Source organism: Methanococcus maripaludis C5, assembly GCF_000016125.1.
Taxonomy (GTDB): Archaea; AGJL01; Methanococci; order Methanococcales; family Methanococcaceae; genus Methanococcus; species Methanococcus maripaludis_D.
The window spans coordinates 549,342-563,239 of the sequence record NC_009135.1 but is presented as its reverse complement, the minus strand read 5'-3'; the positions used below and the strand labels follow the sequence as shown (position 1 = coordinate 563,239).

General features: G+C 33.5%; 15 protein-coding genes and 1 pseudogene. 6 read left to right on the top strand and 10 right to left on the bottom strand.

Annotated features, from left to right (window positions below; genetic code table 11):
* The first annotated feature begins 69 nt into the window (after positions 1–69).
* The 5 genes and pseudogenes from MMARC5_RS03035 (at position 70) to MMARC5_RS03020 (ending at position 3,810) form a co-directional block, all read left to right on the top strand.
* Positions 70–773 (top strand): annotated as a pseudogene (locus tag MMARC5_RS03035) (aspartate/glutamate racemase family protein).
* A gap of 357 nt (positions 774–1,130) precedes the next feature.
* A complete protein-coding gene (locus MMARC5_RS03030; protein WP_011868366.1) occupies positions 1,131–1,844 on the top strand; it encodes a DUF2202 domain-containing protein in 714 nt (237 codons plus the stop codon).
* 153 nt (positions 1,845–1,997) lie between these two features.
* Positions 1,998–2,126, top strand: a complete 129-nt coding sequence (locus tag MMARC5_RS09910) for a hypothetical protein (protein ID WP_269208421.1) — start codon at positions 1,998–2,000, stop codon at positions 2,124–2,126.
* 23 nt (positions 2,127–2,149) lie between these two features.
* On the top strand, positions 2,150–2,635 hold the full coding sequence (locus tag MMARC5_RS03025) for a NosD domain-containing protein (protein ID WP_011868365.1): 486 nt from the start codon (positions 2,150–2,152) through the stop codon (positions 2,633–2,635).
* Positions 2,636–2,895: 260 nt separating this feature from the next.
* On the top strand, positions 2,896–3,810 hold the full coding sequence (locus MMARC5_RS03020; RefSeq protein ID WP_011868364.1) for a NosD domain-containing protein: 915 nt from the start codon (positions 2,896–2,898) through the stop codon (positions 3,808–3,810).
* Between the two features lie 65 nt (positions 3,811–3,875).
* Here the strand turns inward: MMARC5_RS03020 and MMARC5_RS03015 are convergent, their stop codons facing one another.
* Together MMARC5_RS03015 and MMARC5_RS03010 are read right to left on the bottom strand one after the other, a co-directional pair.
* Positions 3,876–4,463 carry a LysO family transporter gene (locus MMARC5_RS03015; RefSeq protein ID WP_011868363.1) on the bottom strand — a complete coding sequence of 196 codons (588 nt, stop codon included), beginning with the start codon at positions 4,461–4,463 and terminating at the stop codon, positions 3,876–3,878.
* Positions 4,460–4,708: a hypothetical protein gene (locus MMARC5_RS03010; RefSeq protein ID WP_011868362.1), complete on the bottom strand. Its 249-nt coding sequence runs from the start codon at positions 4,706–4,708 to the stop codon at positions 4,460–4,462. Before MMARC5_RS03010 ends, MMARC5_RS03015 begins: the two co-directional genes overlap by 4 nt.
* 214 nt (positions 4,709–4,922) lie before the next feature.
* On the opposite strand from MMARC5_RS03010, the gene MMARC5_RS03005 reads away from it, so the two are divergent.
* Positions 4,923–6,143, top strand: coding sequence for an Nre family DNA repair protein (locus MMARC5_RS03005; protein WP_011868361.1), 1,221 nt, complete (start codon positions 4,923–4,925; stop codon positions 6,141–6,143).
* 21 nt (positions 6,144–6,164) lie between these two features.
* Here the strand turns inward: MMARC5_RS03005 and trpA are convergent, their stop codons facing one another.
* From trpA to pyrC, 8 genes are all read right to left on the bottom strand, one after another.
* A complete protein-coding gene (gene trpA / locus MMARC5_RS03000; RefSeq protein ID WP_011868360.1) occupies positions 6,165–6,944 on the bottom strand; it encodes a tryptophan synthase subunit alpha in 780 nt (259 codons plus the stop codon).
* Positions 6,945–8,129, bottom strand: coding sequence for a tryptophan synthase subunit beta (gene trpB / locus MMARC5_RS02995; RefSeq protein ID WP_011868359.1), 1,185 nt, complete (start codon positions 8,127–8,129; stop codon positions 6,945–6,947).
* A complete protein-coding gene (locus MMARC5_RS02990; RefSeq protein ID WP_011868358.1) occupies positions 8,126–8,752 on the bottom strand; it encodes a phosphoribosylanthranilate isomerase in 627 nt (208 codons plus the stop codon). The genes trpB and MMARC5_RS02990 overlap by 4 nt, the downstream gene beginning before the upstream one ends.
* A 13-nt stretch (positions 8,753–8,765) precedes the next feature.
* Positions 8,766–9,356, bottom strand: a complete 591-nt coding sequence (locus tag MMARC5_RS02985; RefSeq protein ID WP_011868357.1) for an aminodeoxychorismate/anthranilate synthase component II — start codon at positions 9,354–9,356, stop codon at positions 8,766–8,768.
* The gene (locus tag MMARC5_RS02980; RefSeq protein ID WP_011868356.1) at positions 9,337–10,656 is read right to left on the bottom strand and encodes an anthranilate synthase component I; all 1,320 of its coding nucleotides are present in this window, start codon (positions 10,654–10,656) and stop codon (positions 9,337–9,339) included. Before MMARC5_RS02980 ends, MMARC5_RS02985 begins: the two co-directional genes overlap by 20 nt.
* The gene (trpD, locus tag MMARC5_RS02975; RefSeq protein WP_011868355.1) at positions 10,649–11,614 is read right to left on the bottom strand and encodes an anthranilate phosphoribosyltransferase; all 966 of its coding nucleotides are present in this window, start codon (positions 11,612–11,614) and stop codon (positions 10,649–10,651) included. Before trpD ends, MMARC5_RS02980 begins: the two co-directional genes overlap by 8 nt.
* Positions 11,614–12,303: an indole-3-glycerol phosphate synthase TrpC gene (gene trpC, locus MMARC5_RS02970; RefSeq protein ID WP_011868354.1), complete on the bottom strand. Its 690-nt coding sequence runs from the start codon at positions 12,301–12,303 to the stop codon at positions 11,614–11,616. Before trpC ends, trpD begins: the two co-directional genes overlap by 1 nt.
* Positions 12,304–12,636: 333 nt before the next feature.
* Entirely contained in the window at positions 12,637–13,893 is a 1,257-nt protein-coding gene (gene pyrC, locus MMARC5_RS02965) for a dihydroorotase (RefSeq protein WP_011868353.1), read from the bottom strand.
* Positions 13,894–13,898: the final 5 nt, after the last annotated feature.

The window sequence follows — 13,898 nt, the reverse complement described above, 5'->3', positions numbered from 1 at the left end:
AAGGTCCTGAGAGAACAGGTCCTATTTTAAAAATAATCTAAATTAAAAAAATTAAACAAGGGGAAAATCATGAAAACTATTGGATTAATCGGGGGCCTTAGCTGGGAATCCACCTTAGAATATTATCGAACTATAAATCAATCTATTCGGGATAAACTTGGAGCTCCCCATTCAGCAAAATGTATTCTTTATTCTGTTGATTTTGCAGAATTTGACAAGTTATCTCATGATGAAGAATGGGACGTTATTGCAGAAAAACTCACAGACATTGCCAAAACGCTTGAAAAAGCAGGGGCAGAAGGAATTGTGATATGTACAAACACGATGCACACTGTTGCAGATTCAGTTTCAGAAAATATAAACATTCCATTGGTTCACATTGTTGACGCAGTTGCAGAAGACATAAAACAGAAAAATATCAAAAAAGTAGGGCTTTTAGGTACAAAATTTACAATGGAACAGGAATTTTATTCTGGCAGATTAAAAGAAAAACACGGAATAGAGGTAATAATTCCATCTGACGAAGAAAGAGACGTAGTTCATAATGTAATTTATAAAGAGCTGGTTTCTGGAATAATAAAAGAAGAATCCCGACAAAAATACTTAAAAATTATAGATAATCTTGTAAAAACGGGGCAGAAGGAATAATACTGGGCTGTACCGAAATTCCACTGCTTATAAAACAGGAAAACTGTGATGCAATTATTTTTGATACTTCGAAAATACATGCAGAAGCAGCTGTCAACTTTGCATTAAAAGATTCTAAATTATAATAGAAATAGGTCAGAAAAACCATAAAATTAAAAATATTCTTACTTTGATTTTATAACGGGTTTTATAACCGAAAATCCGAAATAAATCGCTACTTTTTTAAAAGATTTGAAAAGTTAGAAAAACATACGTTTTTATTACAAAAATTTCGGTTTTTTATACTTCAGATTATGCCCATTTCAAAACTATCTTAAAGTTCTTTTTTAAAATAAATAATCATATTAAAAAATTATGGGGGATGGGCAATAATGAAAACGATGAGATTTACTGCAACTGCAATAATACTCTTAGTCATCCTAAGTTCTGCGTTTGCATAGGGTAATCAGGGTAAGGGCTACGGACAAAATCAAGGTGGACAATTGTATCAATTGTATGATGACACTCAGGTAAATCATCAGCAAGAAATTAGCATGTACGCTGTTGAAGAATTAAGTCCGGAAGAAATTGATGGTTTAATATTAATGAGGGAAGAGGAAAAATTAGCTAGGGACGTTTACTTGGAGCTATATGATATTTGGGGCCAGCAGATTTTCTTAAATATCGCAAATAGTGAAAGTACACACACTAATGCAGTAAAATTACTATTGGATAAATATAATTTAACGGATCCTGTTACTGGCGATACAAGAGGAGTATTTACAAATCAGGATTTAAACGAATTATATGCAAGTTTGGTTGAAACTGGGTCGACTTCATTATTAGATTCATTAATAGTCGGTGCAACAGTTGAAGATTTAGACATTTATGATTTGCAAAGATTGAATGAAATATCTGATAATCAAGATATCACTGCAGTATATGACAATTTAGAAAAAGGTTCAAGAAACCATTTAAGATCATTTACAAAAGTAATTGAAACAAATGGTGGGTCATACGAGCCACAGTACATCAGTGAATCAGAGTATCTCGAAATTATATCTGGTGATATGGAAACAGGTACTGGATATGGTGCACAGGGAAATTTATCGACCCAGTCTGGGCAAAGTAACCAATATCAAGGCACCAGCCAAGACACTGAACCACAAGGGGTACTTGGAAAATTCTGGCAGGGCGTTATGAACTGGCTTAGATAAAAAGTGTAAATTAAATCTACATTTTAAGACAATAATAATGAATATCGTTATAAACCGGTTATTAAAGTATTAAAGTGTTATAATCGTTTTTTAATTAATTTTAAATAGTAATAAGGGAATAAAACTAATTGTAAACACAGGGGTGAATTAAAAATGATTAAGATTGGTTATAAACCACTGATAGCCTTGGCTCTCGCAATGATGATGAGCTTAGTTGCTTTAAGCGCTGCTCCTACAGGGGATCAGGGCAATACTAGATACATAAATTCTTCAGGCGAATAAATGAATCTGGAAAATATCTTTTAATGAATGACATAACTGGGCCCATTTACATTACAGCTAATGACGTTACATTTGATGGAAACAGATACCACATCAGTGGTGACGGTTCTGGAGTATATTTAATAAATTGTAAGGGGGCAACTGTAAAAGATACGACCATATCTTGCCAACTTGCTGGAATAGTGCTTCAGAATGCCACAAACTGCATGATAGAAAAAAATAATGTAACAGGCTGTTGCTATGGAATAGCATTAATGTGTGAGTCTGATGGAAATAAAATAATTAACAATGATGTCTGTAACAATAACCTTGGATTTTACTATGGGGGAGGAATCGTAGCATTGGGTTACGATTGTGACGGCAACAAAATACATGCAAATACTGTGCTAAATAATAGCTACTGGTATTTCACAAGTTGGTGGCCCGACTGGGAGAAAGAATTTGTGCCCAATGACATTTCCCTTGATGAAGAAGTAAATGATATAAGCGGAAATCATATCACAGAATAATAAAATAAATATTTCTTTTTTTAATTTTTAAACGAAAATGGACTTTTTTGAAATTTAAATTGTGATTTTCCTTCAAGATTTTCGACAATTTACGTTTAAAACCCGCATATTCTATAAATACGTTTTATAATACCTTATTTTTTAATTAATAATGGTATAAATTATTTATTAAACTATTAAACCGTTATAAACGTTTTTTAATTACTTTTAAATAGCAATAAAAGGATAAATCTAATTGTAAACACGGGGGTGAATTAAAAATGACTAAAATTAGTTATAAACCATTAATAGCTTTAGCTCTCGCAGTATTTTTGAGTATGTCTTTTGCGTATGCTGCAGCAGGTGGTGAAAAAGGAACAAATACTAACTACATAAATTCATTACCTTATACCATAAATGATTCTGGAAAATACTTGTTAAATGTGTCTGAATCAGGTTTGAATGGTCCTGCAATAGAAATAATTGTAGATAACGTGACTCTTGAGGGGAATGGACATTATATTGAAGGGGACTATATTCATAACGGGTATACCCAAGATTGTGGAGTACGGGCATTATACGTTTCTGGACTCACAATTAAAGATATGAATATCAGCGGATTTGCATCCGGAATATGCTTTATGGGCGTATCAGACAGTACCATATTTAAAAATAACATTCCAAACAGTGATGAAGATGGTATTGGAATATATGAAGGATGTGAAAATATTAGGGTAGAACAAAACAGCATTTCTGAATGCATGTTTCCGCTGTATATTTCCACCGCATACCCATACACAATACCGATAACAAATGTTGAAATAGTAAATAATGAAATTATTGATTCTGGATTGGGAATTACTCTTAGCGGTAACTCCGCAAATGCCAAAATAACTTCAAATGACATAATAAATAATTCTCGAGGTATATGTGCATATATAGCCACGGATTTAAAAATAACTTCAAATGATATAGTGGATGCTTATCAAGGCATATACTTATATATGGCTACAAATGCTAAAATAACTTCAAATGACATAGTAGACGCTATGATTCTGGGCATGGGTATTTACGATTCAAACGACTGCGACATTCATGGAAATAAAATTTCGAGTTACGGTATTGATTTAGAAATTTTAAATAACACAGATTTCAAAGAATCTGGAAATAAATACAACGACTCAAATATAATCTAAATAACTTTTTAAATTTTTAAAAATAATTTAGTTGGTAATTCCTTTTAAAATAGATTATTAGGATATTACAATGGAAGCATCAATATAAACGGCGTTATAAATGGAATTAGAAGTGTCAATATAAACCCGTGGACGAATGAAAGAATCATTATGTCTTTTCCACCAAATTTAACAATTATTGGAAGTGTTGAATCCATGCTGGTTCCACCACCAAGCGTAATTGCCATATCTTTTGGAAACTTTTTTACCACAAATGAATAACAAACAATTGTCAAAACTTCTCTTGCAAGATTTACCAAAAATCCCATTACTCCATAAATTGCAGAATATTCTGCTAAAATTGGCCCACAAAGACTGTACCACCCCATTCCAGATGCAATTGCGAGTGCATATTTTAAAGGGATGTCTAAAACGATTGATGAAATTATTCCGCCGATCAATGACCCGATAATCGTAAATAAAGGAAGTAATATCCCAAATTTTCCAACTTTTTTAACTCCCCTAAGACCACTACTTTTTCCAAGGTCGATTCCAATTAACAAAATCTGGATATAGAGCATTATTTCATACATGTTTCCAAAATCTATTCCAAATATTTTTCCAACGATAAATCCCAAAATTAGGGCGATTAATACCAAAACTGTAAAATTCATCTAAATCTACCTCCCAAAAATACCGCTGTAAGGAGGCTTGTAACCATTACAATAATTGAAAATTCCATTGAAACTACAAACGTTGAAAATGCGTTTAAATCAACTTTTCCGGCCTCCACGCCCATAAAAAATATCAAGAGAAGGAGTGCGAAATTTATTGGTTTTGATAAATCGATTTTTTCAATCTTGCTCTTAAATAAATAGCCGATAATTAAACCGACTATCAAAATATAAATTATATTCATTAGAATCGCCTTCTGTTTTGAAGTTAAGACTATACATTTAGTCAGATTAGCTTATATATCTTTGTAAAACCAACTAAATACATTTAAATCTTTCAAAGTTTACGAAAAATCTAAAAAAAGTTTAAATTAGGTGAATGCCTAAAGATTATTTATAAAAAAAGCCTTAATAATGGATAAATTTAAAATTGTAATTTAAAAATTTCAAAGGGATTTTATGGAACTTTTCCGGTCAAAAACATGTGCTCTTTGTAAAGGTAGAAAACTGCTTTGTGGAAGGCCCCGATGCCCGATACTTGAAAAATTCAGAGTTGCAAAAGCAGTTGAATCCAAAATAAATAAAAAAGAGATTTTTGGAGCATCCCCCCCTTCTGTTTTTGTTGGAGAATTTGGATACCCGAATGTCAGGATTGGGCCAATGGTTCCACCGGTAGAAGGGGATACGTCTTTTATGGATGATCCAAGTCGATGGGATAATATTTCAATTCCAGAGATCATGGAATTTCGTTCAATGCTGGTTATGGGCGAAACTAATGCGAATGTTCAGGTAAACAAAAATTCAAATTTATTGAATAATATTCAGGAACTTGCAATGGCGAATAAACCCGTTGACAGTGAAATCGAACTTAAAAAAGCTCCAAAACTTGAATTAATAACTGGTGGATTTACGCCCCCTGTCGGCCCACGAGAAAGCATGTTAAAATTCAGACTTGCAGAAAACCCGAAAATCCCTCGAAAATCCGATTATATAGTAAATGATGAATTAAAGGCGAATGAAGGGATGATTTCACTTTACGATTCAGGATTTGATGAATATTATATAATAAAACTCCTTTCAACAGGCCTCCTTGGAATAAATAAAAAGCTGGTTCCGACAAAATGGAGCATAACTGCTGCACAGGATCTGCTTGGAAAGTACGTAAAGAAAAAAATAGTGGAAAATAATCAAATCAACGATTATGAGGTATATTATAAAAATTTCCTCGGGAATAGGTATGCTGTGCTTTTAATTCCAGATATGTACGCATTTGAGATGCTTGAGGTATGGCTTAAAGGTTCATTATTCAGTGGCGAAAATTACCAGATTTTGGGAGACTTTGAAGATATTACTGGAATGAAAGGCTATGCTGATGAAATAACTGGTGCATTTTATGCAAGCCGACTCAGCATTTTAGAATATCTTAAAAAAAGAAAAAAACAAGCGAAAATACTTGTATTTAGAGAAATTACTCCAGAATATTATGCCCCAGTTGGAGTCTGGCAGATTAGAACCGGCGTAAAACTTGCAATGGAAAATAGACTTGGTAAATTTAATAACTTAAAATCAGCACTTGAAGAAATAAAAAAATACCTTGATGTGCCAATGAAAGACTATGAAACAAAAAGTAAAATATTAAAAAGCAATCAAAGGCAAGTTACCCTTGATAAGTTCTTCTAATTTTTTAATTAATTTTTTTAGTTATTTATTTCTTTTTTCGTATCCTTTATCAATTCCTTCGCTTAATTCTTTTGCGAATTCTTCTAATTTAACAAGCGCTTCTTCTGAATCTCCGTAATTTTTAATAATGTCTACAAAAGCACTTCCAACAATTACTCCATCAGCACCTTGCTCGATTAAACTTTCTGCATGACTTCCTTTTGAAATTCCAAATCCAACACAGATTTTTCCTTTGCATGTTGTCCTTGCTCGTTTAATAAAATCAAAAGTCATCTGTTCAAAGGTATCCCTTGCACCAGTTATCCCAAAAGTTGAAATAAGATATAAAAATTCAGTACTTGCTTCATCAGATATTTTTAAACGTTCTTCGGGAGTGTTTGGTGCTGCAAGAAATACCGTTCCCATTTCGTGTTTTTTGCAGATTTCTCTATATTCAGTTGCTTCTTGAAGTGGCAAATCAACAATAATAAGCCCTTTTGCACCTGCTTCTTTGGCACTAATTACGAAGTTTTCGATTCCTCTTTTAAATACTGGATTGTAATATGTCATCAAAATTACAGGGGTATCAGACTCTTTTCTAAATTCTTTCAATACTTCAAAGGATTTTGCAATTTTAAATCCGTTTGAAAGTGCCCTTACATCTGCCGCTTGAATCGTTGGTCCGTCTGCAACAGGATCGCTGAATGGAATTCCAAGCTCGATTACTCCCGAATATTTATCGAGTGTTTTCATAAATTTCAATGTTGCATCCGGATTTGGATCTCCAGAAACTAAAAAACTGACTAACACAGGTTTATTCATTTACATCCCTCTTTTTTGCATGATGTCGATTACGGTGTTTAAATCTTTGTCGCCCCTTCCTGAAAGGTTTATGACCATTATTTCATCTTTATCCATGTTTCCTGCATTTTCAATCGCATAAGCTACCGCGTGTGAAGATTCTAAAGCTGGAATTATTCCTTCACTTCTTGTAAGTTCCATAAATGCGCTTAATGCCTGATCATCAGTTGCAGATGCATACTCTGCTCTTCCAGAATCGTGTAAATATGCGTGTTCTGGACCGATTCCAGGATAGTCTAATCCTGCTGAAATACTGTATGCTTCTTCAATTTGGCCGTCTTCATCCTGTAAAAAGTATGAAAGCATTCCATGAAGAACTCCTTTCTTTCCTTTTGAAATGGATGCTCCGTGAAGACTTGTATTAAGTCCTTTTCCTGCAGCTTCGATTCCAACCATCCTAACGTCTTTATATTGAATAAATGCGTGGAATAAACCAAGCGCATTGCTTCCACCACCAATGCATGCAATTAGGTGGTCTGGAAGTCTTCCTTCCTGTTCCATAATTTGTTTTTTAACTTCTTTTCCAATTACGGACTGGAAATCCCTAACAATCGTTGGGAATGGGTGTGGCCCCATTACAGTTCCGATTAAATAATGTGTATTTTCAAATGTTGCAGTCCAATTCCTCATTGCTTCGTTTACCGCATCTTTTAAAACTTTTGAACCTGTATCAACTGGTGTAACCTTTGCACCAAGAAGTTTCATTCTAAATACGTTTGGTTGCTGTCTTTCGGTATCAAGCCTTCCCATGAAAATTTCAGTTTCGAGTCCAAACAATGCTCCCGCCATTGAAGTTCCAACACCGTGCTGTCCTGCACCTGTTTCTGCAATTATTCTTGTTTTACCCATTCTTTTAGCAAGTAACGCCTGACCGATAGTATTGTTAGTTTTGTGAGCTCCACCGTGAAGTAAATCTTCTCTTTTTAAGTAAATTTTTGCACCGCCGAGTTTATTGGTTAAATTTTCAGCATAGTAAAGCGGTGTTTCACGTCCTGCATAATTTTTCAAATAGTAAGAAAGCTCGTTTTGAAAGTCTTCGTCATCTTTTAACTCAAAATATGCTTCTTTGAGCTCATCAATTGCAGGCATCAAAACTTCAGGGATAAACTGCCCACCAAATTCTCCAAAGTATCCTTCACATTTCATAATTTCACCGATTTTACATTTTCACAAAATCTTTTTATCAATTCTTCATCCTTTGAATTATTATTCTCGACTCCACTTGAAACGTCAACTCCAAACGGTTTTACAGTTTTTACAATTTTCAATACGTTATCTGGATCAAGACCGCCTGCAAGAACAATGTCAAACTTTTTTGCAAGTATTTGGCTTATCCTGTGGTCGTGAGTCTGCCCACATCCTTTTCCAGTATCTAATAAAATTCTATCAACTTCATAAGATTCAATATCTGAGATAATTTTTTGGGCATCATTTTCAGGTGATTCGCTTTTTTCCGGAATTTTAAACGATTTCATTATGAAACATCCGTACTCATTTTTTATGAAATCTATTGCTTTTTGGTCAATATCGGAATGCATCTGTAAATAATTTGTACCTGTCAATTCAATAATATTTTCCCATACTGAAACATCAGATGTTGTTGAAACTGCAAATACAGGAATATTTGCTAAATTTACAAGATTTTTTGCTGTTTCGAAGCCAATTCTTCTTTTTGAAACACATTCCAAAATTACTCCGGTAGCGTTGCCATAATTTTCAACAATTTCGAGTTCTTCTGGTGTTTTTATTCCGCAAATTTTTATGAACATGATTTTTCACTTATTATTTTTTCGAAGATTTATAATTTTTTGCGAATTTCACAAAATTTTCAATAATTTTTAGCCCTTCTTTTTCTTCAAATTCTGTTAATACACTTTCAGGGTGGAATTGAAATCCTTCGATCGGCATATCATTATGCCTTATTCCCATGACAGTCCCATCTTCAGTTGTTGCAGTAACAGTGAAATTTTCAGGAACTTCTAAAACCGCTAAAGAGTGGTATCTTCCCGCAGTGAATGGATTTTTTATATCTTTAAAGATTCCTTTTGAATCATGCGTTACAGAACTCGATTTTCCATGAACCGGAGGAATTCTTCCAACTTTTCCACCAAATATATGCGCAATTGTCTGGTGTCCAAGACATACTCCAAGAACAGGTACATCCATAGTTTTTATAATTTCGGGACAGTTTTCAACGTCCCTTTTATTTTCTGGAGCTCCAGGACCTGGTGAAATAATTATTCCATCAGGATTTAATTTTTTTAAATCCCCAATTGAAATCGTGTTTGGAACAACCTTTACAGAATCATAAATCGATGCATAGTCTGCCAAATTCCATACAAACGAATCTTTATTATCTATTATCACTATCATTTTGAACACCCAGTGCTTTCATCATTGCGGCCATTTTTCGCTCTGTTTCGTAGTATTCATTTTCAGGTACAGAATCAGCTACAACTCCTCCGCCTGCCCTTACCCTGCAAACGCTGTCGATTTCTGCCATCCTGATTCCAATCGCGAGGTCCGCATTGCCGCTGTTTGAAAAATAACCGACAGCTCCACCGTAAATTTTTCTTCTTGATTTTTCAACTTCATCAATAATTTCCATTGCCCTGAATTTTGGAGCCCCTGTTAAGGTTCCTGCAGGGAATGCAGCTTCTATTGCATCAAATATTGTTGAATTATCTTTTAATGTTCCTAACACTTCACTTTCGATATGCTGAACATGGCTGTATCTTACAACATCAAAAAACCTTTCAAGAACAATGCTTCCAGATTTTGAAACTTTTCTAACATCATTTCTTGCAAGGTCAACAAGCATCATGTGTTCTGCTCGCTCTTTTTCATCTTTTAAAAGCATTTCTGCCAACTTTTGAGTTTCGTTTTCAGTTTTTCCAATTGGAGCAGTTCCTGCAATTGGATTTACTTTTAAAATATTATTTTGAACTGAAGCCATTGTTTCTGGAGATGCTCCAACTACATCCTTATCAAATTCAAGCAAAAACATGTAAGGACTTGGATTTACATTTCTAAGATTCCGATAAAGTTGAAATGCAGAAAATTTATTTTTCAAGCGATATTCTCTTGAAGGAACGACCTGAAAAGCATCGCCTGAATAGATATACTCTTTAGTTTTTTCAACCATTTTTACGTAGTCATCCAAGTCTGCATCGCACCCTAAAACTTCAATTCCGCCATCTTCTTCTTCGATTTTGAAATTTTTTGCTTTTTCAACAGTTGCTTCAGCATTTCTTAATTCTTCTGAATTATTAGTTTCAGAATGATAGTAAAAATTCCTTGTTTCATGATCGTAAACATACATGTGGTCGTAATACCCAAATACTGAAGGTTCCTCGATTTTTCCGCCGATGTAGTTATGGATGCAGTCATATGCAATATATCCAACGTATCCACCAGTAAACCTGTCTCCTTTTTGAGTAATTTTAAAATTTTCTTTCAAAGCTTTGAAAGGGTTGCTTTCTTTTGAAATCGTTTCATTGTCCATTTTGGTTTTATTTCCGATTCTAAGCATATATTCAGGATTTGAGGAAATGTATGTGTACCTTGCATTAATCTGTCCTTTAGCTCTTGATTCAAGCATTACTGGATATTTTCCTTCATCCCGTAAAACCCCGTAAAGTTTTAGAGGATTTACATAATCCAATTTATACATTTCTTATCTCCTCAAGTTTTTTAAGGACTTTTCCAGATTCGATTGCTTCTTTTGCAATTTCAACACCATCTAAGAAGTCTGATGCTATTTCTGAAGTATAAAGTGCAGCTGCAGCGTTCATTAATATAAAATTCCTATCTTCATTGATTTTTCCAGAAAATACATCGATTAATCTTTTTGCACTTTCATCAGGGCTTTCACAAGGAATTATTTTTGAGTAATCCAATCCAAAGTCTTTTGGAGTTACTTCGTAAGTGTCAAATTTTCCATCATATTCAGTTATCTTTGAAGTACCATTTGGAGTTAACTCATCAAGGCCATTGCCATATACCAAAAGCGCTTTTTTAATGCCTCCAACTTTTGATAACGCGAATGCAACATTTTCACACAATTCTGCAGAGTTTACTCCGAGTATCTGGTATTTTGGGTTTGCAGGATTTGCAAGAGGCCCTAAAATATTAAATATCGTTTTTACTTTCAGTTCGTTTCTAACAGGCATTATTTTTTTAAGTGCAGGGTGGTATTTTTGAGCAAACAAGAATACAAAGTTAGTTTTATCCATTGATTTTTTTGCATCTTCGGGAGTTTCAGGAATTTTACAGCCCAGTGCTTCATAAACATTTGCCGAACCACTGTTTGAAGTAATTGAAACGTTTCCGTGTTTTGCAACTTTTGTAAAACATGCAAGAATTATCGAAACTGCAGTGCTCACATTTATTGTTTTTGAACCATCCCCACCAGTTCCGCACGTGTCAGTAACTTCCCCAAGGTCGATTTTTACTGCATTATCCCTCATTGCTTTTGCAAATCCTGCAATTTCATCAGCAGTAACCCCTTTTGTCTGTAAAGCTACCAAATAAGCTGCTATTCTCATTTCACTTTCATTTAAAAGCATATTGAATAATTCGTATGATTCTTTAAATGATAGATTTTCGCGTTCAATTAGTTTGTTTAACATTATTTTCCCCCAACAAAACTTTTTACGAACTCTTTTTGGTTTTCGGCCGTCATGAATGATGTTCCAATTAGTGCGGCATCTGCATATTTTAATGCGGTTTTTAAATCAGTTAAATTAGCAATTCCACTTTCGCTGACAAGAATTCTGTCTTTTGGAATTAAATCTGCAAGTTGTTCAGTTAATGAAACAGTTCCGTCATCGAGTTCCAATTTTGAAATATCCCTATTGTTTATTCCGATCATTGTTGTGTTCGTAGATTTCGCAATTTCAATTTCTTCTGTGTTATGAACTTCAACAAGAGTATCGAGCCCGCATTCAAGTGCAAAATCTACAAATTCTGCTGTTTTTTCTTTCAATAATCTTGTAATAATCAAAACTGTGCTTCCACCAGCACTTGCTGTTTTTTCGATTTCGTCTTTTGTTGTTAGAAAATCTTTTCTTAAAACTGGAAGTTCGGTATTTTCACAGATTTTTCTAAAAACGTCAAAGTTTCCATTGAAATGCTGCTTATCTGTAATATATGAAATTCCAACTGCCCCTGCTTCTTCGTATATTCTTAAAATATCCATTTCAGATCTTCCTTTCAACAAATCGCCATATTTTGGAGAATGAACTTTGATTTCCGCAATGATTGGGTTTTTGTCAAAATTTTTTATGGCATTTGCCTGCTTTTTAAAATTTATGGTCATAATTGCCCTCTAAAATTTAAATCTTAATTAAATTGATAAACCGTGTAGTCGATACTTAGAATTTTTATATTCATCCGTATTGTTAGATATATTGATATTAACTATACTGATATCTTTAAATTCTTGATAACAACTGCAAAAATACTAATTAACCGGACTATAGCGTCCACTAACAAATTACACAGTGATTACTGCCACCACTGGAATAAAACAACACTTTCAAATGAACTTAATTTACAGAATGATTCGACATTTATTTCCGACTGTTCCAACCGATACGTCATTTTTTACCACCGTTCTAAATTTTATATATTATAGTATGTTTTAGAAAGATTATAATATATATATCTTCCCATTAACCAATGTTGCAACAGGCTTTCCTTTAACAGTTTTTCCTTCAAAAGGCGTGAATTTAGCCTTTGACTTAAAATCTTTGGCAGATATTTTGTATTCTTTGCCCATATCGACAACAGTCATATTTGCGCTATTTCCAATTTCAATCTTATTATTTATTTTAAAAATTTCTGAAGGATTTTTTGATAAAACTCGGTACGCATCAAAAATTGAAATTTTTCCTTCGTTTACCAAATCCATAATCAATGGCACAAGTGTTTCAATCCCGGGAATTCCTGAAGGGCATTTTTCCACAGGATTTAATTTTTCGTTAAGTAAATGCGGTGCGTGATCAGTTGCAACAACGTCAACATTTCCATCGATAATTCCATTTAATAATGCCAAATTGTCTAATTCTTCCCTTAATGGAGGGTTGAATTTTCCACAACCTTTCAGATCTTCAGCCATTTTTGAATTTAAAAATAAATGGTGAGGACTAACTTCAACAGTTACTTTTACATTTTTAAGAGTTTTTTTGGCATTTTTTATTAATTCAAGCGCTTCTTTAACTGAAATGTGGCAGAAATGAACGTGAGGTTTATTTTTACTTTCTTTATCAATTTTTTGTAAAACATTTAAAACTTCTTTAACTGCTTCAATCTCGCTTTCTCGACTTCTAATTTTACAGTGATTTTCGAAACTATTTAATTCGTATTTTTCCGAACATTCTGAAATTATATTTTTGTGTTCTGCGTGAATTGCAAAAATCTTATTTTGGTCAAGAATTACCCTTAATTTTGAATAATCGCTTATAAACAGGTCGCCGACTGATTTTACCATAAAAATTTTATAAAATTTCGCTTCTTCGACATTTTCTAAATAGTTATTTTCAGTAACCCCGTAAGCAAAATACAAGTTTATCTTGCTTTTTTCGTTTCCTTCTTTCATTTTTTTGTAAAATATTTCTTTTGTAGTCACAGGAGGCGTGTTATTTGGCATATCTATTGCATAAACAACCCCGCCTGCAATTGCAGCTTCGCTTCCGGACACAAAATCTTCTTTTTCGGGATTTCCCCAACGAAAATGAACGTGAGAATCGATAAACCCGGGAAAAACATAATTTCCTTTTAAATCAATTGTTTCACCAGAATAATCAATATTTTTTTCAATTTTTTGAATTATCCCATCTTCAATTAAAATATCTGATTCCATCATATTATCGTCAGATACAATTTTTCCATTTTTTAAAAGTACCATTTTTC

Excerpts from the sequence above, each read along its gene's own strand:
- MMARC5_RS09910 (WP_269208421.1), top strand. The coding sequence starts at position 1,998 with ATGATTAAGATTGGTTATAAACCACTGATAGCCTTGGCTCTCGCAATG.
- MMARC5_RS03025 (WP_011868365.1), top strand. The coding sequence starts at position 2,150 with ATGAATGACATAACTGGGCCCATTTACATTACAGCTAATGACGTTACA.
- MMARC5_RS03020 (WP_011868364.1), top strand. The coding sequence starts at position 2,896 with ATGACTAAAATTAGTTATAAACCATTAATAGCTTTAGCTCTCGCAGTA.
- MMARC5_RS03015 (WP_011868363.1), bottom strand. The coding sequence starts at position 4,463 with ATGAATTTTACAGTTTTGGTATTAATCGCCCTAATTTTGGGATTTATC.
- MMARC5_RS03010 (WP_011868362.1), bottom strand. The coding sequence starts at position 4,708 with ATGAATATAATTTATATTTTGATAGTCGGTTTAATTATCGGCTATTTA.
- MMARC5_RS03005 (WP_011868361.1), top strand. The coding sequence starts at position 4,923 with ATGGAACTTTTCCGGTCAAAAACATGTGCTCTTTGTAAAGGTAGAAAA.
- trpA (WP_011868360.1), bottom strand. The coding sequence starts at position 6,944 with ATGAATAAACCTGTGTTAGTCAGTTTTTTAGTTTCTGGAGATCCAAAT.
- trpB (WP_011868359.1), bottom strand. The coding sequence starts at position 8,129 with ATGAAATGTGAAGGATACTTTGGAGAATTTGGTGGGCAGTTTATCCCT.
- MMARC5_RS02990 (WP_011868358.1), bottom strand. The coding sequence starts at position 8,752 with ATGTTCATAAAAATTTGCGGAATAAAAACACCAGAAGAACTCGAAATT.
- MMARC5_RS02985 (WP_011868357.1), bottom strand. The coding sequence starts at position 9,356 with ATGATAGTGATAATAGATAATAAAGATTCGTTTGTATGGAATTTGGCA.
- MMARC5_RS02980 (WP_011868356.1), bottom strand. The coding sequence starts at position 10,656 with ATGTATAAATTGGATTATGTAAATCCTCTAAAACTTTACGGGGTTTTA.
- trpD (WP_011868355.1), bottom strand. The coding sequence starts at position 11,614 with ATGTTAAACAAACTAATTGAACGCGAAAATCTATCATTTAAAGAATCA.
- trpC (WP_011868354.1), bottom strand. The coding sequence starts at position 12,303 with ATGACCATAAATTTTAAAAAGCAGGCAAATGCCATAAAAAATTTTGAC.
- pyrC (WP_011868353.1), bottom strand. The coding sequence starts at position 13,893 with ATGGTACTTTTAAAAAATGGAAAAATTGTATCTGACGATAATATGATG.